The 26967-nt window shown below is 41.2% G+C and carries 22 protein-coding genes; 4 read left to right on the forward strand and 18 right to left on the reverse strand.

The annotated features are described in order from the left end of the window. Positions 1-13: 13 nt before the first annotated feature. The 6 genes from KQP93_RS09885 to KQP93_RS09910 form a co-directional block, all read right to left on the reverse strand. A complete protein-coding gene (locus KQP93_RS09885; RefSeq protein WP_217874233.1) occupies positions 14-529 on the reverse strand; it encodes a demethoxyubiquinone hydroxylase family protein in 516 nt (171 codons plus the stop codon). 1 nt (position 530) lies between these two features. Continuing rightward, positions 531-953, reverse strand: a complete 423-nt coding sequence (locus KQP93_RS09890; RefSeq protein ID WP_217874234.1) for a hypothetical protein — start codon at positions 951-953, stop codon at positions 531-533. Positions 954-1071: 118 nt separating this feature from the next. Then, the gene (locus tag KQP93_RS09895) at positions 1072-1386 is read right to left on the reverse strand and encodes a hypothetical protein (protein ID WP_217874235.1); all 315 of its coding nucleotides are present in this window, start codon (positions 1384-1386) and stop codon (positions 1072-1074) included. 11 nt (positions 1387-1397) lie between these two features. Then, positions 1398-2291: a polyphosphate kinase 2 gene (gene ppk2 / locus KQP93_RS09900; protein WP_217874236.1), complete on the reverse strand. Its 894-nt coding sequence runs from the start codon at positions 2289-2291 to the stop codon at positions 1398-1400. A gap of 497 nt (positions 2292-2788) precedes the next feature. Then, on the reverse strand, positions 2789-3457 hold the full coding sequence (locus KQP93_RS09905) for a DUF2987 domain-containing protein (RefSeq protein WP_217874237.1): 669 nt from the start codon (positions 3455-3457) through the stop codon (positions 2789-2791). Then, the gene (locus tag KQP93_RS09910; RefSeq protein WP_217874238.1) at positions 3450-4268 is read right to left on the reverse strand and encodes a glucosaminidase domain-containing protein; all 819 of its coding nucleotides are present in this window, start codon (positions 4266-4268) and stop codon (positions 3450-3452) included. Before KQP93_RS09910 ends, KQP93_RS09905 begins: the two co-directional genes overlap by 8 nt. 214 nt (positions 4269-4482) lie before the next feature. On the opposite strand from KQP93_RS09910, the gene KQP93_RS09915 reads away from it, so the two are divergent. Further along, positions 4483-5778 carry an anti-phage deoxyguanosine triphosphatase gene (locus tag KQP93_RS09915; protein WP_217874239.1) on the forward strand — a complete coding sequence of 432 codons (1296 nt, stop codon included), beginning with the start codon at positions 4483-4485 and terminating at the stop codon, positions 5776-5778. A gap of 102 nt (positions 5779-5880) precedes the next feature. Next, positions 5881-6972, forward strand: a complete 1092-nt coding sequence (locus KQP93_RS09920) for a DUF481 domain-containing protein (protein WP_217874240.1) — start codon at positions 5881-5883, stop codon at positions 6970-6972. A gap of 69 nt (positions 6973-7041) precedes the next feature. Here the strand turns inward: KQP93_RS09920 and KQP93_RS09925 are convergent, their stop codons facing one another. The 6 genes from KQP93_RS09925 to KQP93_RS09950 form a co-directional block, all read right to left on the reverse strand. Next, positions 7042-9195: a prolyl oligopeptidase family serine peptidase gene (locus KQP93_RS09925; protein ID WP_217874241.1), complete on the reverse strand. Its 2154-nt coding sequence runs from the start codon at positions 9193-9195 to the stop codon at positions 7042-7044. Positions 9196-9354: 159 nt separating this feature from the next. Then, positions 9355-10350 (reverse strand): branched-chain amino acid aminotransferase, encoded by a 996-nt coding sequence (locus KQP93_RS09930; RefSeq protein ID WP_217874242.1) that lies wholly within the window; start codon positions 10348-10350, stop codon positions 9355-9357. A gap of 184 nt (positions 10351-10534) precedes the next feature. After that, on the reverse strand, positions 10535-11323 hold the full coding sequence (locus KQP93_RS09935) for an SDR family oxidoreductase (protein WP_217874243.1): 789 nt from the start codon (positions 11321-11323) through the stop codon (positions 10535-10537). 21 nt (positions 11324-11344) lie between these two features. Then, the gene (locus KQP93_RS09940) at positions 11345-11848 is read right to left on the reverse strand and encodes an Mpo1 family 2-hydroxy fatty acid dioxygenase (protein WP_217874244.1); all 504 of its coding nucleotides are present in this window, start codon (positions 11846-11848) and stop codon (positions 11345-11347) included. A 107-nt stretch (positions 11849-11955) separates the two neighbouring features. Continuing rightward, positions 11956-12360, reverse strand: a complete 405-nt coding sequence (locus tag KQP93_RS09945; RefSeq protein WP_217874245.1) for a hypothetical protein — start codon at positions 12358-12360, stop codon at positions 11956-11958. Between the two features lie 54 nt (positions 12361-12414). Then, on the reverse strand, positions 12415-13077 hold the full coding sequence (locus KQP93_RS09950) for a Crp/Fnr family transcriptional regulator (protein ID WP_217874246.1): 663 nt from the start codon (positions 13075-13077) through the stop codon (positions 12415-12417). A gap of 109 nt (positions 13078-13186) precedes the next feature. Between KQP93_RS09950 and KQP93_RS09955 the strand changes: the two genes are divergently transcribed. Then, positions 13187-14476, forward strand: a complete 1290-nt coding sequence (locus KQP93_RS09955; protein WP_217874247.1) for an amidohydrolase — start codon at positions 13187-13189, stop codon at positions 14474-14476. Between the two features lie 116 nt (positions 14477-14592). Then, positions 14593-15222, forward strand: coding sequence for a trimeric intracellular cation channel family protein (locus tag KQP93_RS09960; RefSeq protein ID WP_062565213.1), 630 nt, complete (start codon positions 14593-14595; stop codon positions 15220-15222). Here KQP93_RS09960 and KQP93_RS09965 read toward each other — a convergent pair. From KQP93_RS09965 to KQP93_RS09990, 6 genes are all read right to left on the reverse strand, one after another. Beyond that, on the reverse strand, positions 15219-15674 hold the full coding sequence (locus KQP93_RS09965; protein WP_217874248.1) for a GNAT family N-acetyltransferase: 456 nt from the start codon (positions 15672-15674) through the stop codon (positions 15219-15221). The genes KQP93_RS09960 and KQP93_RS09965 overlap by 4 nt on opposite strands. Next, positions 15661-17736: an exodeoxyribonuclease V subunit alpha gene (recD, locus tag KQP93_RS09970; protein WP_217876772.1), complete on the reverse strand. Its 2076-nt coding sequence runs from the start codon at positions 17734-17736 to the stop codon at positions 15661-15663. The genes KQP93_RS09965 and recD overlap by 14 nt, the downstream gene beginning before the upstream one ends. Before the next feature lie 5 nt (positions 17737-17741). After that, a complete protein-coding gene (recB, locus tag KQP93_RS09975; RefSeq protein WP_217874249.1) occupies positions 17742-21317 on the reverse strand; it encodes an exodeoxyribonuclease V subunit beta in 3576 nt (1191 codons plus the stop codon). Then, complete coding sequence (gene recC / locus KQP93_RS09980; RefSeq protein WP_217874250.1) at positions 21304-24648, reverse strand: exodeoxyribonuclease V subunit gamma; 3345 nt, start codon at positions 24646-24648, stop codon at positions 21304-21306. Before recC ends, recB begins: the two co-directional genes overlap by 14 nt. Before the next feature lie 127 nt (positions 24649-24775). After that, entirely contained in the window at positions 24776-25792 is a 1017-nt protein-coding gene (locus KQP93_RS09985) for an alkaline phosphatase D family protein (protein ID WP_254907744.1), read from the reverse strand. A 41-nt stretch (positions 25793-25833) separates the two neighbouring features. Beyond that, positions 25834-26961, reverse strand: coding sequence for an alkaline phosphatase family protein (locus KQP93_RS09990; protein ID WP_217874252.1), 1128 nt, complete (start codon positions 26959-26961; stop codon positions 25834-25836). Between the last annotated feature and the right edge of the window lie 6 nt (positions 26962-26967).

The following is a 26967-nucleotide window of genomic DNA, read 5'->3' on the forward strand; positions in this document are numbered from 1 at the left end:
TTATTTTTTAGTTTTACAACTTAGTAGAAAGCCAAATAGCAAATTTAGTGGAGTGCTTAACGACTAATCTGATTGGTGAATAGTAAAATGAACTTGAACCATTCACTTTGCCTAGGTTCTGGTGTTCAATTTCATCTTGTTGAATGCTTAGTACCGCTTGATATGCGCTTTTATTGTTGTTCTCTAAATAACTTAATTGCCATTCTAGATGATGTAGAGCCGTTGATTCAACGGCTTCTGTACACACCCAAATTGCTTTACGTCCAAGTAAAGCAGTAATCAAACCTAAACAATAACCACCCAAAGACCAAAACCAGATTGCGTAGCAATGCCGTATTTTATGTTCCTTTAACCAACAATCAAAAGTTTTGAAATGCTCGATTTCATGATTTAGCATTTCTTTAAGCTGTACAGAGATATCTTGATATAAAAATTTAGAGACAAATAACTGAGCTTTATAAATACTTATCGCCCCAAATTCACCTGCATGATCAACACGCACAATTCTTGCGACTTCTTTTGAGATCATCTTAATTGCTTACAGTACATTTGTAACGAGAAGCTGTACAAGCAAGGTCAGGCCAGTCATCTCTGCCCCAGCAGTATTTATCATTTCTAAGTGGTTTTAGATGCCAAACCACGGGCTTACCCTTTTTATCTAAGCGAGTTTCATTTTCAAGCTGCACACGGATTAAATTTTTCTCTGTCGATAAAATATTATAAACAAAGGCTTTTCTCGCTTCAGTCTCAGAAATATAGCCCTGTTCCTCATAAGAGATTTCTAATGTTTTATTTTTAAATACTATGGTATGAAAATTATCTTCACAAATTGGGCTATTTGTAGACTGCCATGGGCCTTGCAACTTAGTTTGCATTTCTGGATTGATAGGTAGATGACTGCTACAAGCTGAACAAAGCAGTAAAATAACAAAAATAGACGCTAAAGGTTTCATGGATATGCTTTTAAGTCCCTGAAAAAGTAAGGTTTAGCATAACGAGAATCGTAAAAATGTCCAGCGAGACGCTTAATAAAAAACAAAGGGCACATGAGCCATGTGCCCTTTGGTAACTTTAAGTGCTTTTAGTTTTAGCTTTTTTATTCTTTGCCATTCGTTTGGCACGTTTTATTGCCGACTTTTTCGACGCATTTTTCTGCGCTACCTTTAACACTTTAGCCTCTTTTAACTGCTTTTTGGCTGCTTTCAAGCGCTTTTTAGCGTTGTTGGCCAGGCTCTCTGCTTCGCTGGCACACTCTACAGCTGCTTGTGCTTTTAGTGCTGCATCTTTTGCTAGTTCAGTGGTTCTAGCCACTTCTTTTTTACTCTTTTCGAGAACTTTTTCGAGCTTAGCAAGACGCTTCTCGAATACTGACTGTGAATTTTGCATAGTATTCTCCTTTACTGACGCGTAGACATGCGGGTTGGTTCGGTGACAATAAGCGAGTCGAGACGATTCACAATTTCGTGATCTTTGTCTGGATAATCCAAATAACTTAAGAAATGGCGCATACAGTTGATACGTCCGCGCTTTTTATCATCAGAGCGAATTTGTGTCCAAGGCGCATCCTTAGTATGGGTATGAAACATCATGGCATCTTTGGCATCACTATAATCATGCCATTTAGCCAGTGATGCCATATCAACTGGGCTTAGCTTCCATTGTTTGAGCGGGTCGTTCTGGCGCGATTTAAAGCGTCTAAATTGCTCTTCTCTACTGACCGAAAACCAATATTTAAATAGCTTAATACCGCTATTCACCAACATGCGTTCAAGTTGGGGTGTTTGACGCATAAACTCTAAATATTCGTGATCATCACAAAACCCCATTACCTTCTCAACACCGGCTCGGTTATACCAAGAACGGTCAAACAGTATAATTTCACCCTTTGTTGGCAGGTGGTTAATGTAACGTTGAAAGTACCATTGATCTCGCTCTCTTGCAGATGGCTTCTCTAAAGCCACTACGTGCGCCCCACGTGGGTTTAAATGCTCCATAAAGCGCTTAATTGTGCCACCTTTACCCGCCGCATCTCGACCTTCAAATAAAATCACAATTTGCTGGTTGGTCTCTTTTACCCAGCCTTGCATTTTTAAAAGCTCGATTTGCAGTTCGTGTTTATGGCGCTCGTATTCAACCACGTCCATTTTGCGTTTATATGGGTATTTACCATCTGCATTCCACTTTAAGCTTGGGTTTTTAACATTTAGATCAAAAACCACATCCTGTTTCGCATTGGCTTCGGCTAATTTTTGTTGTTTAACTGATACAGGTTCGACATTGACTGTCTGCATAACGACTCCTTTTAAACTATAACTACCTATATTGAGATCTTTATAGTTTTACTTTAAGCCAGTTATTGCTAAGTAACTTGATCTAAATCTATATTTTAAGCACTGAAAAAATCATTAAAAAATATAAGGTTAGTACTTAATAATTAAGTAAAAATAAGAATACTAAAATAAAATTAAACCTTTTATCTATAGCAAAAAACAATCAGCAAAAACGCATATCTTCATACTGTTTTCAGATTTAAAAACACGCTAATTCTTAAATGCACAGCAATACAAATAGTTAGAAAAAATATTAATTAAGGGAATAAGTTAGATAAAAGAAACTGTCAAAGTAACTGCAATGCTTACGATGAATTTTAGATTTTGACACTAAACCAAAATACCGATATGAACTTTGAAAAAAAGAGACATAAGAACTACCCTCTCAATAACGAAAAAGGGACCTAAGTAAGGTCCCTTTTGTCGTTATTTAAATGCTTTTAGTAAATATATGGTCGCTATTTAACAATCCAAGGTGTAGCACTGATAAGCTCAGCATGACTGCTTAGCACTGTGTTATCATCTTGCCAGTCATCTGTTACTTTTATTGAACAACGCAGCTCTTTACAACTAACGTCATTTGCGGAGATAGCGTCTTGGCCGTTAAATTTAAGTACAACACCTTGTTGTTCAGGCAGTAAGAACCACATTAATTTACTGACAAAAAAGCCCGACAAATCAGATAACAGCTCGTCAAATTCTTCATTTAACGTGTATAAGTTTGCTTTACTGAGTTCAAAATCAGCCAGATCCGTTGCTTCAATTTGTAACTTTAATTGGCATTCATGTTTTGGATTTTCTGGTTGAACAACAATAACGGCTTTATCTGTATCAAGCTGCTTATCAAATGGTAAAAGTAACTGAGCTTTATCTGTATAAGTTAAGTCAAACTCTTGTTTTTCTGTAATTATTTTACCTGATTTGATTGTACATACTTCGTTGCTAGCAATATCAGACAAATAAAAGTTAACTTGAGCGTATTGGAATTCGCCTTTATTAACAACTTTCAAACGATCGTAAAAGCCATCATAGGCAACAACAAATTCAGTTGCAGCGGCCTTGGTTGCAACTGTACCTAGCGCAACCGCGATGGTTGCTGCTTTTAACCATGGAAGGAGTTTATTCATCAAAGTAAGCTCTGTTTTGATTTATCATTTTATTTAATTCTTCAATATATGCTTCACGTCGTTCAGAATAAGACAACAAGCCTTGTGTTAGCTTAGTTGCATCAATTGGCTTTTGCTGGCGACGTAAATCAGCACGAATTGATCTTAAATCTTTATACGCTGCATGGGTATTAATATTTTTAAAATATGAACTTACAGCAGCACGTACCGATTTGAATGCCGTCACTTCATGGGCTGCTTCGTTAGCACGGCGACGAGGCACCATGCCACAGCCTTTTTTATAACACCACTGGCCGAAAAAGTTTAAGCCAATACGTGCAAAGCGTGACGTGCCCCATGCAGATTCATTTGCAGCTTGCATAAGCGCAAGCTCTTTAGGAATGATATCTACACGGCGTAGAGCTTGGGTAAGTGATAAAGTATCTATAGTGGTTGGCAACTTGTAGCTGGTCAGTATTTTTTTAATATCTGATTGCTGCTTACTACTTAGTGGCTCATTGTACTCCAGCATCATGCGCGCAATTTCTAGGGTTGCACGTTGCTGAAGAATCTTTTTATTTTCGGCCTCAACATGAGGGCGAATAAAATCAAAAAATGCATGTTTCTTTTCTTTCACATCACTAAACGCTGCAAAATCTGGTAGTTTCACATTATGTAATGGCTTTTCTTTTTTGATTACGCGCTGGGTTCCTTTTGGCGTTGCCTGTGTTTGTTCAGACCCACTTTCTACACCTTCTTTATCCATAAACGGCGATAACAACGCCCATGCAAAAAAAGCAGCAAGTAAAGCTCGAAAAACGTAATTAAGCATGTATTCTCTCAAATAAACGACTACTCATGTACGGTAACGTCACGTACACACAAAGGCGAAGTATACCAAAGCCGTCTATTTTTGGCGAATTTGCCCTAAGATAATTACCTAAACCTTTACCAAAATAGCCTGATATAGCGCCAATTTACTCGCAATTTTCAAGCGCTTGCGTATACTGAAAAGCAACCAAACGAGAAATAGGTAGGTTATTTTTATGTGCCAATATTGGCAAGCTCGCATTATTGATCAGCAAAAATATCGTCCAAACGATAACCGCTCAGCTTGGCAAGTTGACCGCTCTCGTATCATACATGCCGCTGCATTTAGGCGGTTGCAGGCAAAAACCCAGATTATGGGTATTGGCTTAAATGATTTTTACCGAACTCGTCTGACCCACTCTCTAGAAGTTGCTCAAATTGGCAGTGGTTTATTACGCCATCTAAAAAAGCAACACCCTGAATTTACGAATTTTCCGAGCGGTAGCTTACTCGAAACATTATGCCTTGCACATGATATTGGCCACCCTCCTTTTGGGCATGGTGGTGAAATAGCATTAAATTACATGATGCGCGAGCATGGGGGCTTTGAAGGTAACGCACAAACACTAAGAATTGTCTCTAAGCTTGAGCCCTATTCAAATGGCCATGGCATGAACTTAACCAGGCGCACCTTGTTGGGCTTTATTAAATACCCAGCCTTTATTGATGATTTGTGGCACAGCATTCCACCTTTAAGTGGGCAGCGTAGCTTTATTAAAGCTGACCATTGGCGACCAGCCAAAGGCTTATATAATGACGATAAAGATGTTTTCGACTGGATCATTGAGCCACTGTCTAATAACGATAAAGCGCTGCTGAGTAGTCATTATAAGGTTGATGAGTTTAGAGCCAAAACCCACTACAAATCGATAGATTCAGCAATTATGGAATTAGCTGACGATATTGCTTATGCCGTTCACGATTTAGAAGATGCCATAGCCACCGAAGTTTTAACGCTGGCTGATTGGCAAAATCATGCCCTTGTACAATTACAAGAGCTCGACTCAGCGTGGCTAACCACTCATTTGAGCTCGATAACCGCCAGACTCTTTTCTCATCACGAGTATGAGCGAAAAGACGCCATTGGTGAGTTGGTTAATACCTTTATTATTAACGCTCAGTTAGTTGTACAAAACGCAGATTTCGAATCTGAAATACTACAGTACACAGTTAGCCTACCGGATGAATTTGCCGAGATTCTTAACGTGCTAAAACATTTTGTTTTTAAACGTTTAATTCGTGAGCCAAAGATGCAACAAGTTGAATTTAAAGGGCAAAACCTACTTATTGAATTATTTAGTGCCTTTGCCAGCGACCCAATGCGCTTACTTCCTGAAACAACCCAAGAAATGTGGCTAAATGCACACCAGCAAGGTGATAATGCAATGCGCATAATATGTGATTACTTATCAGGAATGAGCGATGAATATGCTTATAAAACCTATCAGCGATTATTTTTGCCATCTGCTTAAGTAATTTTTGAATAGCGCTTAAATTTGTTCTAAAATTAAACAGGTTATTAGTAACAACAACCTCACCCCTTGAATGCATTTTATTTAACATGGATTGAAATAATGCTCAAAAAATACCTGCTTATTAGTGCAGCTGTAGCAAGCTCATTTGCTTGCTATAGTGCAGAAACACTTCCTGATCCGCTTCTTGAAGAGCGCGGCATAATCATAAAAGATGCCACTCATTTCGATTGGGTACGGCTGAATTCGGGCGAATGGCTCAAAGGCGAGCTTGTCTCAATGTACGATAAAGAAATCGAGTTCGATAGTGATGTGCTCGACACATTAATTATTGATCGCGAAGATGTCTACATGATCATCTCAGATCGCCATCATACTGTGCGTTTTAACGATGGTAATGAACTCAGTGGCACACTAAATATCTCTGGCGGTTATGTAAAAGTTGGCGAACAAGAAGCTAAATACCGTTATCGCGATTTAGTCTCTATTGCTCCTTCAGTTGAGAGCGAACTTAGTGCATGGACTGTAAAATTATCGATGGGTGCAGATTTAGCTCGCGGTAATACTGACCAAACAGAGTATTCTGTTAAGGCAGATATAAAGCGCCGTACTGCATCAAGTCGATTTTTATCTGAAATTTTAGGCTATCGCACCACCAGCGATGATCAAGTGACTAAAAACAACATTCGTGCAAACGGTACATTTGACTGGTTTTACACACAAAAAATGTACTACCGCCCTATTTTCTTCGAATATTATCGTGACCCGTTTCAGAATATCGCCAACAAGTACACTGTGGGTGCCGGTGTTGGTTACTATGTTATGGATACCGATAAAACAGAATGGGATTTTACAGCAGGACCCGCGTACCAAAAGACCCAATTTGATACAGTAGCTGCAGGGGAAGATAAGAGTAATTCGTCAATGTCTTGGTTTATATCTACAAATTATGAGTTAGAAGTCACCAAGAAAATTGATTTTTCTTTAAATTATCGCTACCTAACTGCCAACAGTGACGCCGGTGGTGATTCACAATATGCGATGGCTGCGTTTGAATTTGAGATCACCGATGATATCGATTTTGATGTGTCTCTAGTTTGGGATTATTTGGCTGACCCGATTGCCGATGAAAACGGTGTAGTACCAGAAAAAGAAGATTACAAAATGATTTTTGCGCTGGGTATCGATTTATAAACATCTCAATTAATCAATACAAAAACGCCGAGCTTAGCTCGGCGTTTTTAATTTTAGTTAAGGAATCTCTTATAGCGATTTAACACCCATGTTGTATAGGGTAAAGCCATAAATATCAGCGTATTGGTCGATGATCTTACTGGTTGGTGTTCCTGCACCATGGCCTGCATTTGTTTCAATGCGAATAAGATACGGATTTTGTTTCGCACCTTTTTCTTGTAGCTCTGCTGCAAACTTAAATGAATGCGCAGGCACAACACGGTCATCATGATCCCCTGTTGTTACTAAGGTTGCTGGGTAGCTAACACCTTCTTTTACATTGTGAACTGGCGAGTAGCCTTTTAAGTAATCGAACATTTCTTTACTTTGTTCACTTGTACCGTAGTCATACGCCCAACCAGCACCGGCTGTAAAGGTGTGGTAACGAAGCATATCTAAAACACCTACAGCAGGAAGCGCAACTTTAAATAGCTCAGGGCGCTGTGTCATAACCGCACCAACTAATAAGCCACCATTTGAGCCACCACGTACCGCTAGGTAATCAGGTGAGCTGTATTGTTTTTCGTTTAAGTACTCAGCCGCAGCAATAAAGTCATCAAATACATTTTGTTTCTTAAGCTGTGTACCATTTACATGCCATTCTTTACCGTATTCGCCACCACCACGAATATTAGCAACAGCATATACACCACCGTGCTCAAGCCATGCCGCAATTGTAGGGCTGTAGCTTGGTGTTAGGCTCACGTTAAAGCCACCATAACCATATAAAATAGTCGGATTTTTACCGTTAAGTTCGGTGCCTTTTTTGTATGAAATAATCATCGGAACTTTAGTGCCATCTTTTGATGTATAGAACACTTGTTCAGAGATATATTCTTCGCTATTAAATTTAGCGCCCGACTTGCGATACACATCAGACTTACCTGACTCAACATCAAACGAATAGGTATTGCCTGGTGTAGTGTAATTAGTAAATGAGTAATACAGCGTTTGTGCATCGTGCTTACCGCTAAAGCCATATGCAGTACCCACACCTGGCAGGCTGATGTCACGCACCAATTTACCTGATTTATCGTATTGTTTTACTTGTGAAATCGCATCAACCATATACTTAGCAAAGAAGTAGTCACCACCTTTTGAAAGGCTAAGCACATTGTCAGTTTCTGGGATTAAATCTTGCCAATTTTCAGGGCTTGGATCAGCTGCATCAACAGTCACTACACGTTTATTTGGCGCGTTTAAGTTAGTCACCAAATATAGTTTCGAGCCGTCATTATCAATAATTGAGGTATCTGAGTCAGTGTTATCTAAAATAGTCACTAGCTCGCTGTCAGGCTTAGTTAAATCTTTGATAAACAGTTTATTACCTGAAGTTGAAGTACTTGCAGCAATTATTAAATAACGATTATCACGGGTTACATCAGCACCAATATAACGATGTTTCTGAGCCTCTGTGCCACCATAAACTAATTGGTCATCTGCCTGAGCCGTGCCTAACTTATGGTAGTAAACTTTATGTTGATCTGTTTTTGCAGACAGCTCACTGCCCTTTGGCTTATCGTAGCTCGAATAATAGAAACCTTCGTTGCCAAGCCAAGAGATACCACTGAATTTTACATCGACTAAAGCCTCTTCAATCGGCTGTTTAGTTGCAGTATCAATAATGATAATTTTACGCCAGTCACTGCCGCCTTCAGAGATTTGATAAGCCGCTAGCGTGCCGTCTTCTGTGAATGTTAAGCCCGACATTGAGGTTGTGCCGTCGCTACTGAAGGTATTTGGATCTAAGAACACTTCAGCCTCTGAGTCGCCTTTTTTACGATAAACTACGTACTGATTTTGCAGGCCATCGTTTTTATAAAAATAGGTGTACTCACCCTCTTTAAATGGCGCTGTAACTTTTTCGTAGTTCATCAGCTTTTCAAGGGTGGTTTTAAGCTCATCGCGATAAGGAATGTTTTTTAGATAAGAAAACGTCACATCATTTTCGGCTTTCACCCACTGGGCTGTTTCGTCGCTCATATCGTCTTCTAACCAACGATACGGATCGGCTACTTTTTCACCGAAATATTCATCAACAACATTGCCTTTTTTAGTTTCTGGATAATTCACAGCAGCTTTAACCTCTGCAGTTTTTACTGTTTGTTCTGTATTTGTAGGGGTAGATTCACCGCAACCCGCCAATGCAACAACAATTGCACATGCTAGTGTTTTCTTAATCATAATAAATTTACTTTTAGTTATTGTTAATAAAATGAAAGTAAAATTAAAGCATTAGAATGTCTAGTAATTTGCGGTTAAACACAGGAAGTGCTGTAAACCAATGTAAAAACAAAAAAGCCACGTAGTAACGTGGCTTTTTATATATGACTTTTTTAGCAATTATACTTTTGTTAACCAGCCATGAGTATCTGCTGATTTACCCCATTGAATATCATTCAATGCTTGGCGTAATTTAGCAACTTTGTCACCGGGCTCACCAGAGCCCACTTTAAACTCTTGGTCGTTATGAATAAGTGTGCCAACCGAGGTAAGTACCGCAGCGGTACCTGATAACGCAGCTTCAGTACCTGGTTTAGCGGCTCTTTCTAGTAACTCAGACACAGTAAAGTTACGCTCAGATACGGTCATACCTAAATCTTTAGCAATGGTTAAAATACTATTACGCGTCACACCGTGTAAGAATGTGCTATCAAGTGCTTTTGTGATGATCTCGTCACCATCAATTAGAATGAAGTTTGCAGCACCAGTTTCTTGTACATCACCACCTGGGCAGAATAAGATTTGATCAGCTTGATGCTCAGAGCGAGCTTCTAAGATTGGACCTAATGCACTTGCATAGTTACCACCACTTTTAACCATACCCATGTGTGGTGCGCAGCGCATGCCGTCTTCTTCAAGTAATACACGTAATGCTGTAGCACCACCTGAGAAATAATCACCTACAGGCGAAAGCAGTACATAAAGCAAGGAACTCATCGAAGGCGCAGCCGCTTTACCAATTGCCGCTTCTGTACCAATGTGAGTTGGGCGAATATACATAGAACCCGGCGGAGTTGGTGTTTCGTCTGCGTACTCTTTTACAATGTCTTTGATCATTTGCTCAAGCATGCTTTCGTCAAAGTCAGGTAAGTTTAGTAACTTAGAGCTTTGTTTCATACGAGCAATGTTAGCATCCATACGAAAGATATAGACCGAGCCATCTTCGTGACGAAATGCTTTTAATCCTTCAAAACAGGTGCTTGAGTAATGTAATACGTGAGCACCCGCATGTAATTCGATTTTATCAGATGGGACCAGCGCGCTTTCACTCCATGAGTTATCAGCAAAACGTGCTTGGATCATTTGTGGCATAAATACAGTACCAAATGCGGCCATTGTTGTTCTCTCTTGTTTGGACTACTTTTACCCCATTGTATGCTAATCCATCCCCGTTTAACCATAGCAAACTAGTGCCTTTTATCGATTAAAGTGATAATAATCCGACCATTTGGTACAAAAAATGTGCAACCCAAGTTGCGCATTGTTTACTGAGAATCATTCGCTAACAAATGATAATAAATTATCTATAGTTCATTTTTGCTGTGAGGCGATTAAAAAAGCCCGGGAAAAAACGCTTAATAGTCGGTGCTAAACCACTTATTCCTTCACCAATAACAACTTCATCTTTCTCGGCTTCAATGGCTTTAATCATTTTTGCAGCCGCTTTTGCCACATCCATACCGTTTTCAATTGATTCCTCTGGCTTATTTTGCGGTTTACCTTGGCCATCTAACGAGTTATGCGCAATAGCTGTTTTAATTGAACCTGGGCAAATAGTCAGGCAATTCACATTTTTATCGGCTAGTTCTGCTCTTAAGCAATCCATAAAGCCCACAACCGCATACTTAGAACCCGAATACCCAGTTCTGAACTTTGAACCGACTTTACCCGCTACGCTGCTAATTGATACCACCATGCCCATACCTTGCTTCACCATCTGTGGTACGACCGCCTTAGTTAAAGCAATTAAACCAAAGTAGTTTACTTCCATCAGTTGGCGATAAACCGTAAATTCGTTTTCTAAAAATAGACTACGCTGCGACACCCCACCGTTATTGATAAGCACATCAATGCGGCCAATTCGCTCAATCACCGCAGGCATATCTTCAAGTAAGGCTTCGGGCTTTGCCAAATCAAGGGCGACCACATGATGATTACCGCCAAGCCTTGTATTAAGAGCGTTGAGTTTATCCTCATTACGGGCAGACAGTATTAGCGTTGCACCCTTTGCTGCCAGTTGCTCACAAAGTGCCTCCCCAATTCCAGAAGATGCCCCAGTAACCCAAACTGTTTTACCATTTAATTGCATGTGTGTTCCTTATTATTGTTGTTATGCTTTGTTAGGCCCTGCATGTTGTTCGATATGATTAGCAATATCTTTATAAAAACCAAGCATAATCAAGAACTCTGCTAAAACAAATAACGGCCCTATTACCAAACCCATTAAATCGTCAACAAAGGCTGGCTTTTTACCTTCAAAATAGTGACCAATAAACTGAAACACCCAACCAACAACGAAACTGCCAATGCTCACAGCTAGCCATAACTCTGTTGAAAGCGACACCACAGGCTCAGCAGCAATACTTAACAAACTTAAGCATACAGCCATAATTAACCCCATAGATAAGCTAAGCATTAAGTAATAAAGACACGTGAGTGCAATCACCACGGTTGCCAAGGAGATAACAGCAGGCTCTGAGATAAGCGTGACGCGTTGCAATAAACAAATAATTGCAAACACAATTAATGGAATGCCGATAAAGTGAGTGTAAATATTGCGTTTAGAACGGTGATAAAGGGCGTAATTTGTCAGTTGTTGTTTTAATGTTTTCATTGTTTTTCCTGCCAAAACTGTGTTCAAAATTCAGATTAGCAGAAAATTCACCAACAAGAATGTCAACTAGCCGACACTTAAAGTGACTAGCTTAGACTCACATATTATTAAACCAGCGCATCGATGACTTTGCCTTTTTCAGCTTCTGGTCGCATATCCATGCGTTCGCGACCTTTTTGATACTCTTCATCGAGCATCGCTTGCAGCTCATTCATTTTTTCTTGTAGTGCTTTAGTATCGGCACCTTGTTGTTGCATTTGTTCAGCAAGGTTTTCTATTTGCGCTTTTATTTCATCAATTTTCTCTTTATCAACCCCGAGCCGCTGATAAACCAAAGCTTCTTGCGCCTGTGCTAAAAAAGAGCTGGGCTCAGACTGCTTTTGTAAAAGTTGTTGTGCTGAAGATGCTGGCGTATGCATAGCCTTCATATCATCGAGGCGAGCCGTTTGCGACTGCTTACCAGCAGCCGAGGCGTGATAAGGGTTATATTGATTATGAAATGTAATTGCCACAAGTTGTCTTCCATTTAAGCTTGATTACAACTTTGTAGCAATTTTAGTTCCAAGCTAGCATTGAGATTGCAATTTATCGATATCAATAATTTCAATCGATTGATATTTAAGATTAATAATTGAATCAGCTTGTAGGGATTGTAATATTTGATTAATGGTTTGCCGTGTTAAATAGGTCATATCGGCAAGTTGTTGCTGGGTAAGCGGCAAACAGCTTTGGAGTGACGATTGATAAAGCATGCATAACCGCTTACTCACCTTTTGCTTTGCTGTAAGCAGTGCGTGATCTTCTAATGAATCAAACAGGTTTCGCACTTTATTGGTAAGCAACAGTCCAAAATCATGCCAATATGCAGGGCTTTCTTGTAATAACTGACTTAATGCCCGCTCAGGAACGTGTAAAAGCCGTACCGCAGTTTGAGCATACACATCGTGGGTGCGTTTACCGCCATCAAACAGAGCCACTTCACCAAACCACATCGCACTGGTTACAAAACTGAGCACTGCTTCTTTGCCTTGGCTATTAACCCCAGAAACTCTAAGCACGCCATTAATAACACAATACAGACCGGTATTTTCATCACCACGCAAAAACAATGCATCACCAGCATTTAAGGTGATTAATTTAGCATTTTTTACTAGCTTGTCCCTAAATAATTGTGTGCGATTTTTAAACCATTTGTCTTGGTTAATTACCGAAAGGTCTTGTTCATTCAAGTGTTTATCCTTTACATTGATGTAGTGTGCATATATCCAAGCCACCTCAAAATGCAGAATTCAGCGTTTCACAGACGGTTTGGATATCTAAATAATAAAAGGATACGGGATGTTAAACAAACTACTTTCGACCAGCCTACTTCTCAGTGCTATTTCTACCCCTGCATTTGCTAGTGATATTAATACTGAACTTAAATCTGCAAATAAAAGCGTCAGCGAAAAAGTTATTAAATGGCGCCGTCATTTACATCAAAACCCAGAGCTTAGTAACCGTGAGTTTGAAACAGCCAAATACGTGGCTAAGCATCTACGTTCGTTAGGCCTTGAGGTTCAAACAGGTGTGGCTCATACCGGTGTGGTTGCCAAACTTAAAGGGGGCAAAAAAGGTCCGCTTATTGCGCTACGTGCAGATATGGATGCACTACCTGTTAAAGAGCAAGTAGACTTACCTTTCGCGTCAACTCAAACAACAGAGTATAAAGGCAATACCGTTGGCGTAATGCATGCCTGTGGTCATGATAACCATGTGGCTATTTTAATGGCAGCAGCTGAGTCTTTAGTAAAAATTAAAGACCAGCTAGCGGGTGATATTTTGTTTGTATTCCAACCTGCTGAAGAAGGTGCACCAGACGGCGAAGAAGGTGGTGCTGAGCTGATGCTTAAAGAAGGCTTATTTAAAGAAAAGCCAGAAGCCGTATTTGGTTTACACGTAACCAGCTCACTTAATACCGGACAAATTGGTTTTCGTGAAGGGCCGCTAATGGCCAGCGCCGACAAATTTACAATCACAGTAAAAGGTCGCCAAACTCACGGCTCACGCCCTTGGAATGGGGTTGACCCAATTGTGGCGTCATCACAAATTATTATGGCAACACAAACCATTGCCTCACGCCAAGTTGATGTAACCAAAGCGCCTTCGGTGGTTTCATTTGGTGCCATTAATGGCGGTGTGCGTAACAACATCATCCCTGATCAAGTTGAAATGGTTGGCACAATTCGTACCTTTGACCAAGAAATGCGTGCTGACATTAAAAAACGTTTAGCTAAAACCGCTGAGATGGTAGCTGAATCAGGTGGCGCAGAAGCGCATGTTCACATTGATCATGGCTACCCAGTAACAGTGAACGATGTTGAATTAACCAAGAAAATGACACCAACTCTTGCTGGTGTGGTTGGCAAAGAAAACCTGATCACAACGCCACTTATCACAGGTGCCGAAGACTTTAGTTACTACGCCTTAGAAACACCAGGCATGTTCTTTTTCTTAGGTGTCACACCAAAAGGTCAAGATGCAGTTACAGCACCTAGTAACCATTCACCACACTTTTTTGCAGACGAAAAAGCTTTACAGCTTGGCGTAAATGCAATGACGCAATTAGTGGTTGATTACCTAAAATAATAAAAATTTTCTTACCGGCGGGTGGCATCACTACCCGCCCTATTTTCTTAGCTGTTCAGCATCAATAAAGTTCATTTTGCTAGGGTTAGATTACTATAAACAGGTAAGGAAACCCCATGACATCAGAATACTTCCATTTTTTAAGCATTATCGGTGTAGCGTTTTTTGCTATTTCTGGCACCTTGCTGGGCCATGAAAAAAGTGTCGGTGGTTTTGGTGTGGTGGTCGTTGCCACAGTCACAGCTCTGGGTGGTGGCACACTTCGAGACATATTGCTTAACAAACCAGTATTTTGGATAGCTCAGCCCGATTATTTGTACGCAACTTACATAGCCATATTCGCCTCTATTTTATCTATTCGTCACTTACCCGATTTAAGTAACACCACCATGCTATTAATGGATGCTGTAGGGATGGCGATTTTCAATATTATTGGTATCGAAAAGGCACTGATCGGCGGCGCAGATATGGTTGTAGCCATCACCATGGGTATGACCACAGGTATTTTTGGTGGCCTGATGCGTGATGTGATCTGCCGAGAAGTGCCTCTAGTAATGGGTGAAGAACTCTATTCAACCGCTTGCTTATCTGGCGGGTTAACTTACGCGGCTTTATTCACCCTTGAGGTGAGTTATATTTGGTGTATTCTTGGCGCATTTGCTGTGACGGTATGTTTAAGATTAGGCGCCATACACTTTGGCTGGCAACCTAACCTATTTCGTAAAAGCAGCTTTAAACGCTCTTAGCAAGTCATATAAATACAGCCATCGAGTGGCATGTTAGCGGGGTACTGGGTTTGTATAAAACCCAGTTTTTCATAGGCCGTTTTAGCAAGGGTATTGTGGGTATATACAAACAACGACAAGCTATCGCAGTTCAATTGCTGTTTGCCCTGCTCTCCCAGTAAATTTATCAACACTTTTGCAAGACCTTTACCACGTTCACTTGGCGCGATAACTAGCCGCCCTAAATGGCAACGACCTTCACGTAGATAGTATTGACCAAACCCTAACATGCGGCCTTCGTCATTAACCAACGTGTAGGAACTCAGCGCATCTAGGTTTAAATCATTTTTAAAGCTTTGCGTATCAAATGGGTAATTAAAAAATGGCCCAGACCAAATACGCAGTTCAGCCTCTTTGTTAAACCAACCCATTAACTCGTTGAGTTGGTCACTCGTTACTTTAACTAGCTTCATGTTTTAACCTATCGTATAAACCTGATGCACGAGTAACAGATTTATTCATTGCCATAAGCAGTACATTTTTATCGGCCACCAGCTCAAATGTGGTTTTCGCGCGGGTGATACCCGTGTAAACCAATTGTCTGTTAATACCCTGATTAGCCTGTTTTATTGGCGGTAAAATCATTGCTGTATAAGCAAATTCAGAACCTTGCGACTTATGAATTGTCATAGCATACACTTTATCGTGAGCAGGTAAACGTGCGGGCGAAAAGGCGCGAATATTTTCTTGTTCATCAACAAACATGGCTTTTAACTGACCTTGCTCATCGTGCATTAAAATACCTATGTCGCCATTAAACAGTTTTAGCTGGTAGTCGTTTTGGCTGATCATAATTGGCATACCCACGTAATGCCTTTGATATGGCGAGATTAAACCTTGTTGAGCCAGTGCTTTTTCAATACGCTGATTAAGGCTATTTACACCATAATCTCCCTCTCTGACAGCAGCTAGCAACTGATAATGCGAAAATGCTTTATGCACACTGGCAACACTTGCCCCTTGCTGGATAAGCTGCAAATAATCGTGATATTGCAACGCCGCTTGTTGCACAAATTGCTCAATCGGTTTACTAATTACGCTGTAATTAAGTTTAAGGTCTTTAAAGCCACCTTGATTAATCGTTTGCTCAACGTAGCCCAGTAAGCCACTGTTATTGGTATTTACAGCTTGTGCTAATTGACCAATGCCGCTGCTGTCATCAAAACGATAACTTTGCTGTAAAAACGCAATACAATCGTTGAGTACAAAATGACTGCTCGCCGAGGGTATCTCGCTCTGATTATTAAAACAAACGCGATTAAGCTGCGCAGCTCTATCACTACTGTAATCAGGCATTTTGTCAAGCTCTAACCCTTGGCATAGGTCGCTAAGAATACTGCCCGTATCAACCGAGGCTAATTGGTCTTTATCACCGAGTAAAATAAGCCTTGCATGGCTTGGTAGTGCCTCGATTAGTTTTGCCATAAGCGATAAATCTACCATCGATGCCTCATCAATGATCAGTACATCTAAATGCAGCGGATTACGCTTGTTATGGCGAAACTTATTGGTATGCGGAATAACGCCCAGTAAACGGTGAATCGTTTGCGCGCTTTCAGGAATAAGTGGCGCGATATTATCAGGGATCATATTAAGCTTTTGCTTTGCCCCTAAAATCGACTCGGTTAAACGCGCTGCCGCTTTACCTGTCGGTGCAACCAGCTTTATTGTTAGCGGTGCACTGGCATACAAAGATTGTAATATTGCTAGTAGCTTAGTTACTGTGGTGGTTTTACCGGTACCCGGGCCGCCAGTGATCACACTAAAGCCTTTTGTTGCGGCAATCGCACAGGCTACTTTTTGCCAGTTTAATGTTTTAATAGGATCGCTTGGGTTTGTTGTATGTTCACTATTAGGAAAATACACCTCAAGTAATGCAGTTAATTCGGCTTCATCAAGGGTGAGTTCTTTCGTTGCTAAATGATGTAAACGCGAAGCCAGTGTGGTTTCGTACTCTGCCAATCGGGCAAAATAAAGTTTATTCGCAAACAATAGCAGTGGTTTGTCGTCCCCGACACACTCAGCATTCATTAGTTTATTAACGGCTTCAGCAAGGCCAAATTCCATATCAAACGGGGTTAAAACATCAGGGGCTGTAATGCTGGCATCAGCTAGGCTTTGCTGTTTAATTTCAAACGGGTTTTGCCAATTTATATTTACGAGCTCTAAACAACTGTGCTGACTTTGCTGCGCTGCCGCAAGCAATAAAATCAGGTAAAAAACCTCATTATTCGTTGCATCGTTATTCTCTATCAGTGTTTGTGAACCGGCTACTGTTTCTGTGCCAGTCAATAGCTCTGCGAGTTTCACATCAACTAAGCGAATACGTTTTGCCTCAAGCAAATAACTTAGTAAAGGCTGCGTTTTAACCTCTGTGGCAGGCAACACTGAATCGCTTTGGGCATGTTGTGCTGGTTGTTCTGGCTGCTTATTCATTGGCTCGTTTGGCTCATGGTCATCAAAGCCGAATGTCATTTGACTCATAGCATGGCTCCTTGTGCGAATAAGCTATCAAGCTCAGTTATTTGCTGTTTTGTTAGCTGATTAAAATACACCCCTTGCCCTTCGCTCATACCACGTAAGAAGGTGTAGTAAACACCCCCTAAATGCGTATCGCTATCGTAATCTTGAATACGTTGTTTTAATAAACGGTGCAGTGCCACTGTATAAATTAAATACTGCAAATGATACTGGTGACTGGTCATGGCTTGCTCTAGTTGCTCATGTTGGTAGTCAGCCGCACTATTGCCTAAAAAGTTCGATTTATAATCAAGAATATAATACTTACCCTGCCAGCAAAATATTAAATCTATAAAGCCTTTTAGTAAGCCTTGCACCTCACTAAAATCAAGCTGCCCGGGTAAGTTAAAATGTTTAACTAAAACCTGGTTAAGCTTATCGCTTGAGAGTGATAACAACGGTAAGTTAAATTCCATTTCGACCAAACAGGTATCAGGCTCAAGTACTGATAAACTAAGCCCTTTATCGTTTAATGGGCAATTCAGTGCAGCAAGGATCCACTGCTCGGTCATTTCCTGCCAGCTTTCGTCAATATGGTATTTTTCGAATAACGTTTTGATCACTTTATCTAATGCGTGGTCGTTTTGCTCTGTGGCTGGACGCTTCAACGCATAAGGGTCAGTAAAGTCTAATTGCTCAAATATTTCATGCAAACAACTACCCGGCTTTGCGCCTTTAGGGAAGCTGTAAGGTGTTAAAGCATTGGCATTTTGAGCTAAAAACTCATCTTTTTCGTGGTCTTCATCACTGCGACCAAGCTCAATATGATCAGTATGCTTTTTCAACGTTAAGCTACTAAAGCTGGTTGAGCGCCAATCACGCTGAATGTCTGCTTTAACAGTATTAACTTGATAGGCTTGCTCTTTGCCTGCACCAGCGAATGTTAACTTTTCTAGCTCATCTGCTTGGCTAAACGCCTCATAATGCATGTGCGCAGAGCCTTCACAAAATTGTTGTAACAATGCGCGCCATTCATCGCTCGATTTAATCTCTAACCCTGCAAATAATACGTGGCCAATGCTAGTACTTTGAATACCTGGGCGAGCACTGCGACCTAGCGCAATGTTATACATACCCACGGAACAAAAATGCACAGCACGAGTTAGTGCTACGTAAAGTAATCTTAAATCTTCAGCCAAGCGCTCTTGCTCAGCTTTTTGCATTGCGTCGTCACTTTTAGCAAGGTCATAAATAAGCTTACCGTCTTTATGGTAAAGGGCTTCTTTGCTTTCGCGATAACCACAGGCAAACGGCATGAATACAATCGGGTACTCTAAGCCTTTTGAGGCGTGCATAGTGACAATTTTCACCAAATTAGCATCGCTTTCTAGGCGTACTTGCACCGCTTCACCATCTTGTTGACTGACTTTTTGCGCAAACCAACGCAGCAATCTGTGGGTGCCCTCAAGCTCAATTTGCTTTTGCTGTAAAATTTCCCCTAAATGACGGAAATCGGTGAGCCAGCGCTCAACGTTGTAGCCTAAGCCTTGCCAACGTGCTGCGAGCTGGTTATGGCTTAATAAACGCTCGAGCATCGCCATAGCGCCTTGTTTATGCCAAATATGAGCAAGCTGAGCAAAAAAGTTTAAATGCTCTTGCCATGCACTTTCATTTTCGTGAAGCTCATAAATGCGGTTGTAGCTTAAGCAAAACAATGGCCCTGCTAGTACACCACGCAGTAATGACTCATCATACTGACCATGCAATGCCGTTAAAAAGTTCAGTAAATGATGACTAAGCTCTTGGTTAAAAACACTATCTCGCGATAAATACACACTGGCAATGGCGGCTTCTGCCAGTGCTGTTTTCATAAGCTGTGCTTCGTTTCGGTCACGCACTAACACACAGATATCGGCGGCAGTGAGTGGTTCTCCTGCGATAGTCGCATGGCCTGCATTAGCTTGCTTGAGTAGCTCAGTAATTTTTTTCGTATATTGCAAAGCCAATGCTTGTTGAGCAACCCCTTTGCTGGTTGGCTTGTTGTTAGCTTCGGCGTACTCATCAACAAAAACCGAAAATTCAAACGAACTGGGCATTTCACCGTTTATTAAAAACGCTTTGTCTTGCTGTTTTCCTTTGGCATTAACCTTTTGAAATGGGATCGCATCGTTATAAATAAAGCTATTAGCAGTTTTAGCAAATAAGCGGTTTACGCTATCAACAACCCCTTCACTTGAGCGGTAGTTGGTATCTAGGGTGTATTGCTTACCCTCTAAAACAGCTTTTTTTGCGCCAATATAAGTAAAAATATCTGCACCACGGAATCCATAAATAGCCTGTTTTGGGTCACCTATCATGGCAAGGGTGGTGTTTTTAATGCCATAAATACGGCTAAAAATACCGTATTGAACTGGGTCGGTATCTTGGAATTCGTCAATCATAGCAACCGGAAACAAAGCGGCAATTTTTTCACTTAACGCTTGTCCTTGCTCACTTAAAAGTGCCTGATGCAAGTTACTCAGTAAATCATCTGGAGTAATAACGCCTTGCTCTTGCTTACGTTTAGCTAATGCACTTGCCACCCATTTAGCAGCGTATTGCACTATCGCAATATTCAACCCGTTATTGATAAGGCTACTGAGTTTAGCCATTTCATCGAACTGAGCCAGCATTTCATGACTCAGCAAGCTGCCGTTTTTCTTATAATTTGCAGGGTCGCTTAAATTCTCTGTGCTCCACACTTCGAACGAGTATTTACTGGTACCAAATACAAAAAATAGCTCATCATTGTTTATATACTCTTCAAGCGCAGCAAGGCTGTTTTTTCGGCCTGGGGTTTTTGAGCCACTTAAATCAGATGCTTTTACAGCATTAATAAACTCACTCTCACGGCACGCAGTTTTAAATGCTGGTACTTTTGCCACAAAGTTGTCGCGCGCTTGCCATATTTCGTCAAGGTCGTACTCAGGTGTGATTGTTGCCCCTTGTTTATTGAGTAAACTCAATACCTGTGAATACAGTGACGCCGGCACTGGAAAAATATCGGTAATTGCTTGGGTGCGCTCTTTTGATTGTGGGTAAACAAAGGCACGCCAAAAGTCATTAAGGGTTTCTTGAATAAGCTCACGCTCATCTAAAATAAACTCTAAATTAAACGCCACGCCGGATTCAAAAGCATGTTGTTTCAGCATGCGCTGACAAAAGCCATGAATGGTGAATATAGCTGCTTCATCCATCGACTTTGCTGCAGCGTCTAGCAAATCAAATGCGGCGTGTTTGTCAGTCACCTCGTTAATGACTTGCTCAATCAGCTCATCATCGGGCTCTTTGCCAAGCAGTGCATCTCTGGCATTGATTATACGCGCCCGCACACGGTCTTTAATTTCTTGGGTTGCGGCTTCAGTAAATGTCACCACCAGTATTTGCTCAACACTTAGAGGCGTATTTAATTGTTCATCTTCACCAGTCGCTTTTTGTAAGCCCAACAAATACCGTAAATACAAACCTGTGATAGTGTAGGTTTTACCTGTACCAGCACTGGCTTCAATTAGGCTTTGCCCACACAGTGCCATACTCATTGGATTAAGCGTTTGCATGATCTGCCTCCTGTGCTAATTCAACGAGTGGCGATAACAGCAGCTCGCTCCATTTTATAAACTCTTCTTCACAGTCTTTAAGGCTCTTTATGGTTAAGCGAATGTATGGGTTTTCACCTTCGCCTATGCCTATGTATTGCGGCGCGAATTTATTGTTTGCTTTAACCATGTCTTTATCTGTTTTTATGTACTCGTAACCACTGACCGGGAAAAACGCCACAGGGCGAGTTAAAAGCGTTTCATAAAGCGAAAACCAATCGTTCAAATACTTACGGGCATCGTCTTCAGACAAGGGGGAAAAACTAATTTGCTTGTCTAAACCAAGAATGAGGGTTTCAACCGGCTGGCCCATTATTTGCGCCGCTAAATGATGCACAAAGCCGCGAATTACATCTTTTGCTTTAATACTTGCGGTGCGATAAAACACCTGTTTTTGACCATAAATATGATTTAACCAACCTTCTAAGGTGGTATTGGCAATTTTAATATTTACTTCAACGGGTAATGCTTCATCACCTTGAATATGCGCTTTCACTTGCCCTGCAAGCGCATCAACTCGGTGCTGCATACTTTCAAACACAAGGTCGCCAACATGGGCTTGAGGTAATTCACCGCGCTGCATTATTTGCGCTTTGTTAAGCGGTAGCTCTTGAATGCTCGCTTCGAGAATTTCATCGAGGTAAAAGTAGCGGCGTAATGCATCTAAACTAAATGGCTCTTCATCTTTAGCGATATCGTTAAATTGCGGTAAGCGTAAACCCAAACTTTGTTGATAAAAGCTCTCGTGCGGCTGGCAAATACTGCGAATAAACTGAGTTAACTCAACACTGCTTTCTGGCTGTACACTAAGCGCTTGCTGTGGCTCAGGGTTAACAGCTTGAGTTGGCATCCACACAGGGTTATAGCTGTGTAATTGTGTGGCTAACTGTTTGTTTGCTTTTTGCTCGTCATCAGTTTGGCTTTTATTACCTTCTTTGTTAGTGGTCAGATAATAAGCCGGGTTAAATGGCTGTAAGTGCTGATAATTAATCAGCGCCTCTGGTAGCTTTAAGTGAGTTGCTTGATCGGCAAATTCAAAGCTACGGGCTATGTATTCCAAAAGCTCGCTCACTAAAGTTGAGGGCATTCTTGGTTGGTTATCAAAACAAGAACGGCCAATATAACTGATGTATAAATTCTCACGGGCACTTAAAATCGCTTCTAAAAATAGGTAACGGTCGTCGAGCTTACGAGAGCGGTCGCCTTTTTGGCGTTTTGAGAAAGGCACTAAGTCAAAACCAATTGGCTGAACGGTACGCGGGTAATCTGCATCATTTAAACCTAGCATGCACACCACTTTAAATGGCACTGCACGCATTGGCATCAGCGTACAAAAGTTAACTTGCCCCACTAAAAAGCGCTGTCCTACGCCTTTTTCTTGAATACCTTGTTTTACAAGGTAACTAACAATGCGTTGCGAAACGTTATGTTGGTAATCGCCATTGTCATAATGCTTTATCAGTGTATCGAGCACTTTTTGCAGTACTAATAAATCCCAGCTTTGCTCGCCTTCATCGCTGTACACATCACTTAATAATTCTTTTAGAATTTCTGCCTTTTCGTTAAGTGGCGCATCAGCTTGCAGCTTGGCTTTATAACGGGCCAGTACATCAATAAATTCAATGAGTTTATTTAAGGTATTTAATGCCATACCCTCAACTTCATCGGCACTGTAAATCCCCGAAAACGGCAATTGTTCATCCCGTTGTGCAACACCTAATAACAAGCGGTTTAGGCCATGTTGCCAAGTGTTTAAATCTATTGCGGGTAAGCCAAAACTATCTTTGTGGGCGGCATCTAAGCCCCATTTAACGCCAACGCGTTCAAGCCAAAAACCTATTTGCTCATATTCATGAGGTTCGAGGTTAAACTTTTCGGCAATTTGCGTGACTTGTAGTAAATCAAGAATGTCAGATACACCAAAGCGTGAGTAAGGTAAATCGGCTAAACTGGCAAACGAGCTAAGCACAGGTTTTTCTTGCTCTATGGCTAAATCGGCTAACGCATAAGGGATAAAACGTCGCCCTTCGGCACCACCAAACACCGCCTCAATATACGGGCTGTAAGTGCCAACATCTGGCATCATTACAATAATATCTTTTGGTGTTAGCGCTTTATTTTCATTGAATAAATTGAGCAAGTAATCGTGTAGTCGTTCTACTTCACGAAGTGGCGTGTGACAATCGCTCAGCACAATGCTGGTATCATCAGTCTGAATCGGCAATTTGCCTTCGTCATTAATAAACCATTCTTTATCAGGCGTTAGTGATTCACCCTTAAAAGCTAATTGGTAAATTTCAGACTGAATTTGCGATAACAAGCTTTGATCAAACTCGTTATCGAAACCATCAAGCCACTGCGCATCTAGTTGCAGTAACTGCTCAAAATAATCTCGGCCTAATTTACCCCATGACGAGAGTAACGGGTTACCAATAAAAAAGTACTCGTGATCAGGGTTTTTAGCGCTGTCTTCAAGCGCTTGCAACTGCGGGCGTTTGGCATATTTAGCGGCAATCTTGGCTGCTGTTTTTTCATCGAGTGTGTCGCCCCAGTAATGCTCACTAGGGTTAAAGAAAAACAAAAACACCTGCGTTTTTTTCGCAATGGCCTGAAATACTTCAAGCTGGCTGCTCGCAATTGCAGAAATACCAAATAAACTAATGCGCTCAGGTAATAGGCTTGCGTCCATTTTTTCGAGGGCTGCAAGGAGTTTATCTTGCATATTGGCGCGGTGATATTGGCTTTGCCCAAGTTCTTTACTATGCGCCACCAGCTTACGCCAGAGATCTGGCTGCCATGGCGCAATGCCCACATCAACATCATCAAGTTCATCGATGCCCTGCTCCCAAGTGGCAATCCAATTGGGGCGATACATTAAATATTGGTCATAAACGTCGGCAATTTTCTCGCACAAGGCAAAGGTTTTTTGCCCTTCACTGTCACCATCTAAATAGGTTTTAAGTGGTAAGTACAGCGGCTCATCAATGCAGTTTGGTAAAATAGCAAACAGCTTCCAAGCAAGGTTAGCTTTGTTATACGGTGATTCACTGGGTACATCAGGCAGCAATTGTTGGTAAAGCTGCCATATAAAACTCGAAGGCAGCGGAAAATCGACCTGAGCGGCAATCCCTAAGTGTTCACTTAAACCAATTTTTAGCCACTGCGACATACCTGGTGACTGCACGAGCACAATTTCTTTTTTAAAAGGGCTCGTTAGCGGATTAACTTTAAGAAGAGCGTGAAACCGCGCTTGCAGTGCTTCCATGCGATTTGATTGAATTATATTCAGCACTTTACACTGTCCTTGCTTGAAACTAACTAATTGACACAGTGTAAGATATTTTAATTAGATGGGATAGAGAGAAATACCCGCAAACAAGGCTTATTCCATGTTTGCGGGCATGAGCTGCAGGCAATATTTACTGGTATGGGCTTATCGTCGATAACGCAAACTCGGTGTGCATGATCTCATCACCCTTGATACCTTTAAGCGCAATACGAATGGTAGGATCTGCTTTTTGCCAATCGATTGTTAAATCGCCGTAATTCACTTCATGAGTGTAATCACCCACACGGTGTTTATTAGGGCTAACATCTTTCCACTTTTCTGTAAGCCCAGAGCTGGTCATCTCATATAACGGGTAATCTAAGTTATCTTGATATTTTGAGAGCTCACCCCAGTGAGTATCGCCACTGACAATAATCACAGCATTTACTTTATGCTTTTTAATAAGCGCAAATAAACGCTCACGATCAGCAGGATAATTTGCCCATGACTCCCAACCTGTAAAATCAGCTAATAGCTGCAAGCTTGAGGCAATGATTTTTATCTTTTCATCTGACTTAAGCTCTTGTTCGAGCCATAGCCATTGGCTTTCGCCAAGCATAGAGGCGTTTTTATCGGTTGTTGGGCTATAAGGCCCTTGTTTTGCTGGCTTTCTTTCAAGTTGGTAGGTCATCGCCGATACATGATTCAACGGCGCGCGATTAAAACGAAGATCAGGCATGATCACCTTTACTGTTTGCTCACCTTCACCGTACGTGTAAGAAGTGTAAATACCATCTTCACGAGTCCTGCGATCAGAATCTGCTGGCTCTTGCCAAAAGTCGAGCATGATTTTTCGTGATTGCTGTTTTTTCGGGTATTCGCTGCCAGCGTCATTTTCGCCATAATCATGGTCATCCCAGATGGCTATTATTGGTGTATTCGCACGTAATGTTTTAAAGCCCGGCTTTTGCCCTAAACGTTGATATTTATCGGCAAGTACCGACATATCTTCGGTATCACCATAAATGTTATCGCCAAGGAACATAAATAAATCGGCTTGCTCTTTGTTGATAGCATCAAAAATGGGGATAGCTTTGTCTTGATGACCACATGAGCCAAACAAAATTTTACTCGGCGCGGCAATCGCATTCGCACAACTAACCAGCATTAACCCAGATAAGGCACTTCTAAAAAAACTAAGCGTTAAACTCATTTTAAAATCTCCTTAATTGGCGCGGCCATTTTCGGGTTAACTTGCTGACTGTTGACGCCTAAAATGCTCAACACAGTTGCCGCTACTTGCGCTTGTTTGAGCTCATTTTTGGGCTTAATTAAGCCTGTTGCTTTTATATCTGGGCCGATGGCTGCTAACCAAATATGTTCAGAGCCAACAATGCCGTTTGGAAAACGCTGTTTTCCTTGCTCTGAACGTGCCAGAGCACGCTTCGAACTATGGTGCTGCCAATCATCAGCATGACTGCCACGGCCATGATCGGTGGTGATGATCAATGTGGTATTGTCTTTATAGCCTGGTGTTTGTTGAATTGTTTGCCAAAGGTCACGGATAAACGCATCACTTTGTTTAGCCGATTTTAAATAGGCATCGTATTTACCGTTATGGGCAAAGTCATCGGTTTCACCCAAGCTAATAACAAGTAAACGCGGTTGTTTATTTAATAAATATTGTTTGGCAAATCGGTAGGTAAAGCTGTCGAGGCGAACATTGTGCCAAGGACTTGGGATCTCGCTTTGCATTTGGTTTAGCAGAGTCACTTCCTTTGACTTCACAGCATCAAAAGCTTCAAAGCCAGCATTAACAAAAACCCCACTACGCTCACGATTTACAATATAGGGAAACACATCCCAGCTACCAAAAAGCGCGGTTTTACCTTTAAACTCTGGCTGAGAATTTAAACTCTCTAAAATGGTTTTATTCGGGTTAGGCACTTTATCGTTGCTATCGATATTCTCATCTACCATACCGGTTAAAATTTCACTGTAACCTGGGTATGAGAAATACCACGGGTTGCTTACCGACATCAATGAGCCTTGCGTTCTATCGCCAATCAAAACACCTTGCTTTGCCAATGTTTCACTAAAAAATGGCATTAACGCTTGAGTTCGCTGTGCTTGGTCATCTCGCCAAAAAAGTGCTTTGAGTTCATCTGTATTTGCAACAAAATCAGTGTTATCAATTAAGTTTTTATCTGCCCCAGAGAACATTTCTTGCCAGCGAAGGCCATCAAGAGTAACGAGCACAACATTGTCGGCAGCTTTACTGTTTAAGCTTAATAGTGATGCCGCTACCACCGCCGTGGCTAAAATTAATTTTTTCATATTTCA

The organism is Pseudoalteromonas shioyasakiensis, assembly GCF_019134595.1.
In the GTDB taxonomy this organism is placed as follows: domain Bacteria; phylum Pseudomonadota; class Gammaproteobacteria; order Enterobacterales; family Alteromonadaceae; genus Pseudoalteromonas; species Pseudoalteromonas shioyasakiensis_A.

Excerpts from the sequence above, each read along its gene's own strand:
- KQP93_RS09885 (WP_217874233.1), bottom strand. The coding sequence starts at position 529 with ATGATCTCAAAAGAAGTCGCAAGAATTGTGCGTGTTGATCATGCAGGT.
- KQP93_RS09890 (WP_217874234.1), bottom strand. The coding sequence starts at position 953 with ATGAAACCTTTAGCGTCTATTTTTGTTATTTTACTGCTTTGTTCAGCT.
- KQP93_RS09895 (WP_217874235.1), bottom strand. The coding sequence starts at position 1,386 with ATGCAAAATTCACAGTCAGTATTCGAGAAGCGTCTTGCTAAGCTCGAA.
- ppk2 (WP_217874236.1), bottom strand. The coding sequence starts at position 2,291 with ATGCAGACAGTCAATGTCGAACCTGTATCAGTTAAACAACAAAAATTA.
- KQP93_RS09905 (WP_217874237.1), bottom strand. The coding sequence starts at position 3,457 with ATGAATAAACTCCTTCCATGGTTAAAAGCAGCAACCATCGCGGTTGCG.
- KQP93_RS09910 (WP_217874238.1), bottom strand. The coding sequence starts at position 4,268 with ATGCTTAATTACGTTTTTCGAGCTTTACTTGCTGCTTTTTTTGCATGG.
- KQP93_RS09915 (WP_217874239.1), top strand. The coding sequence starts at position 4,483 with ATGTGCCAATATTGGCAAGCTCGCATTATTGATCAGCAAAAATATCGT.
- KQP93_RS09920 (WP_217874240.1), top strand. The coding sequence starts at position 5,881 with ATGCTCAAAAAATACCTGCTTATTAGTGCAGCTGTAGCAAGCTCATTT.
- KQP93_RS09925 (WP_217874241.1), bottom strand. The coding sequence starts at position 9,195 with ATGATTAAGAAAACACTAGCATGTGCAATTGTTGTTGCATTGGCGGGT.
- KQP93_RS09930 (WP_217874242.1), bottom strand. The coding sequence starts at position 10,350 with ATGGCCGCATTTGGTACTGTATTTATGCCACAAATGATCCAAGCACGT.
- KQP93_RS09935 (WP_217874243.1), bottom strand. The coding sequence starts at position 11,323 with ATGCAATTAAATGGTAAAACAGTTTGGGTTACTGGGGCATCTTCTGGA.
- KQP93_RS09940 (WP_217874244.1), bottom strand. The coding sequence starts at position 11,848 with ATGAAAACATTAAAACAACAACTGACAAATTACGCCCTTTATCACCGT.
- KQP93_RS09955 (WP_217874247.1), top strand. The coding sequence starts at position 13,187 with ATGTTAAACAAACTACTTTCGACCAGCCTACTTCTCAGTGCTATTTCT.
- KQP93_RS09960 (WP_062565213.1), top strand. The coding sequence starts at position 14,593 with ATGACATCAGAATACTTCCATTTTTTAAGCATTATCGGTGTAGCGTTT.
- KQP93_RS09965 (WP_217874248.1), bottom strand. The coding sequence starts at position 15,674 with ATGAAGCTAGTTAAAGTAACGAGTGACCAACTCAACGAGTTAATGGGT.
- recD (WP_217876772.1), bottom strand. The coding sequence starts at position 17,736 with ATGACATTCGGCTTTGATGACCATGAGCCAAACGAGCCAATGAATAAG.
- recB (WP_217874249.1), bottom strand. The coding sequence starts at position 21,317 with ATGCAAACGCTTAATCCAATGAGTATGGCACTGTGTGGGCAAAGCCTA.
- KQP93_RS09985 (WP_254907744.1), bottom strand. The coding sequence starts at position 25,792 with ATGCTGGTTAGTTGTGCGAATGCGATTGCCGCGCCGAGTAAAATTTTG.
- KQP93_RS09990 (WP_217874252.1), bottom strand. The coding sequence starts at position 26,961 with ATGAAAAAATTAATTTTAGCCACGGCGGTGGTAGCGGCATCACTATTA.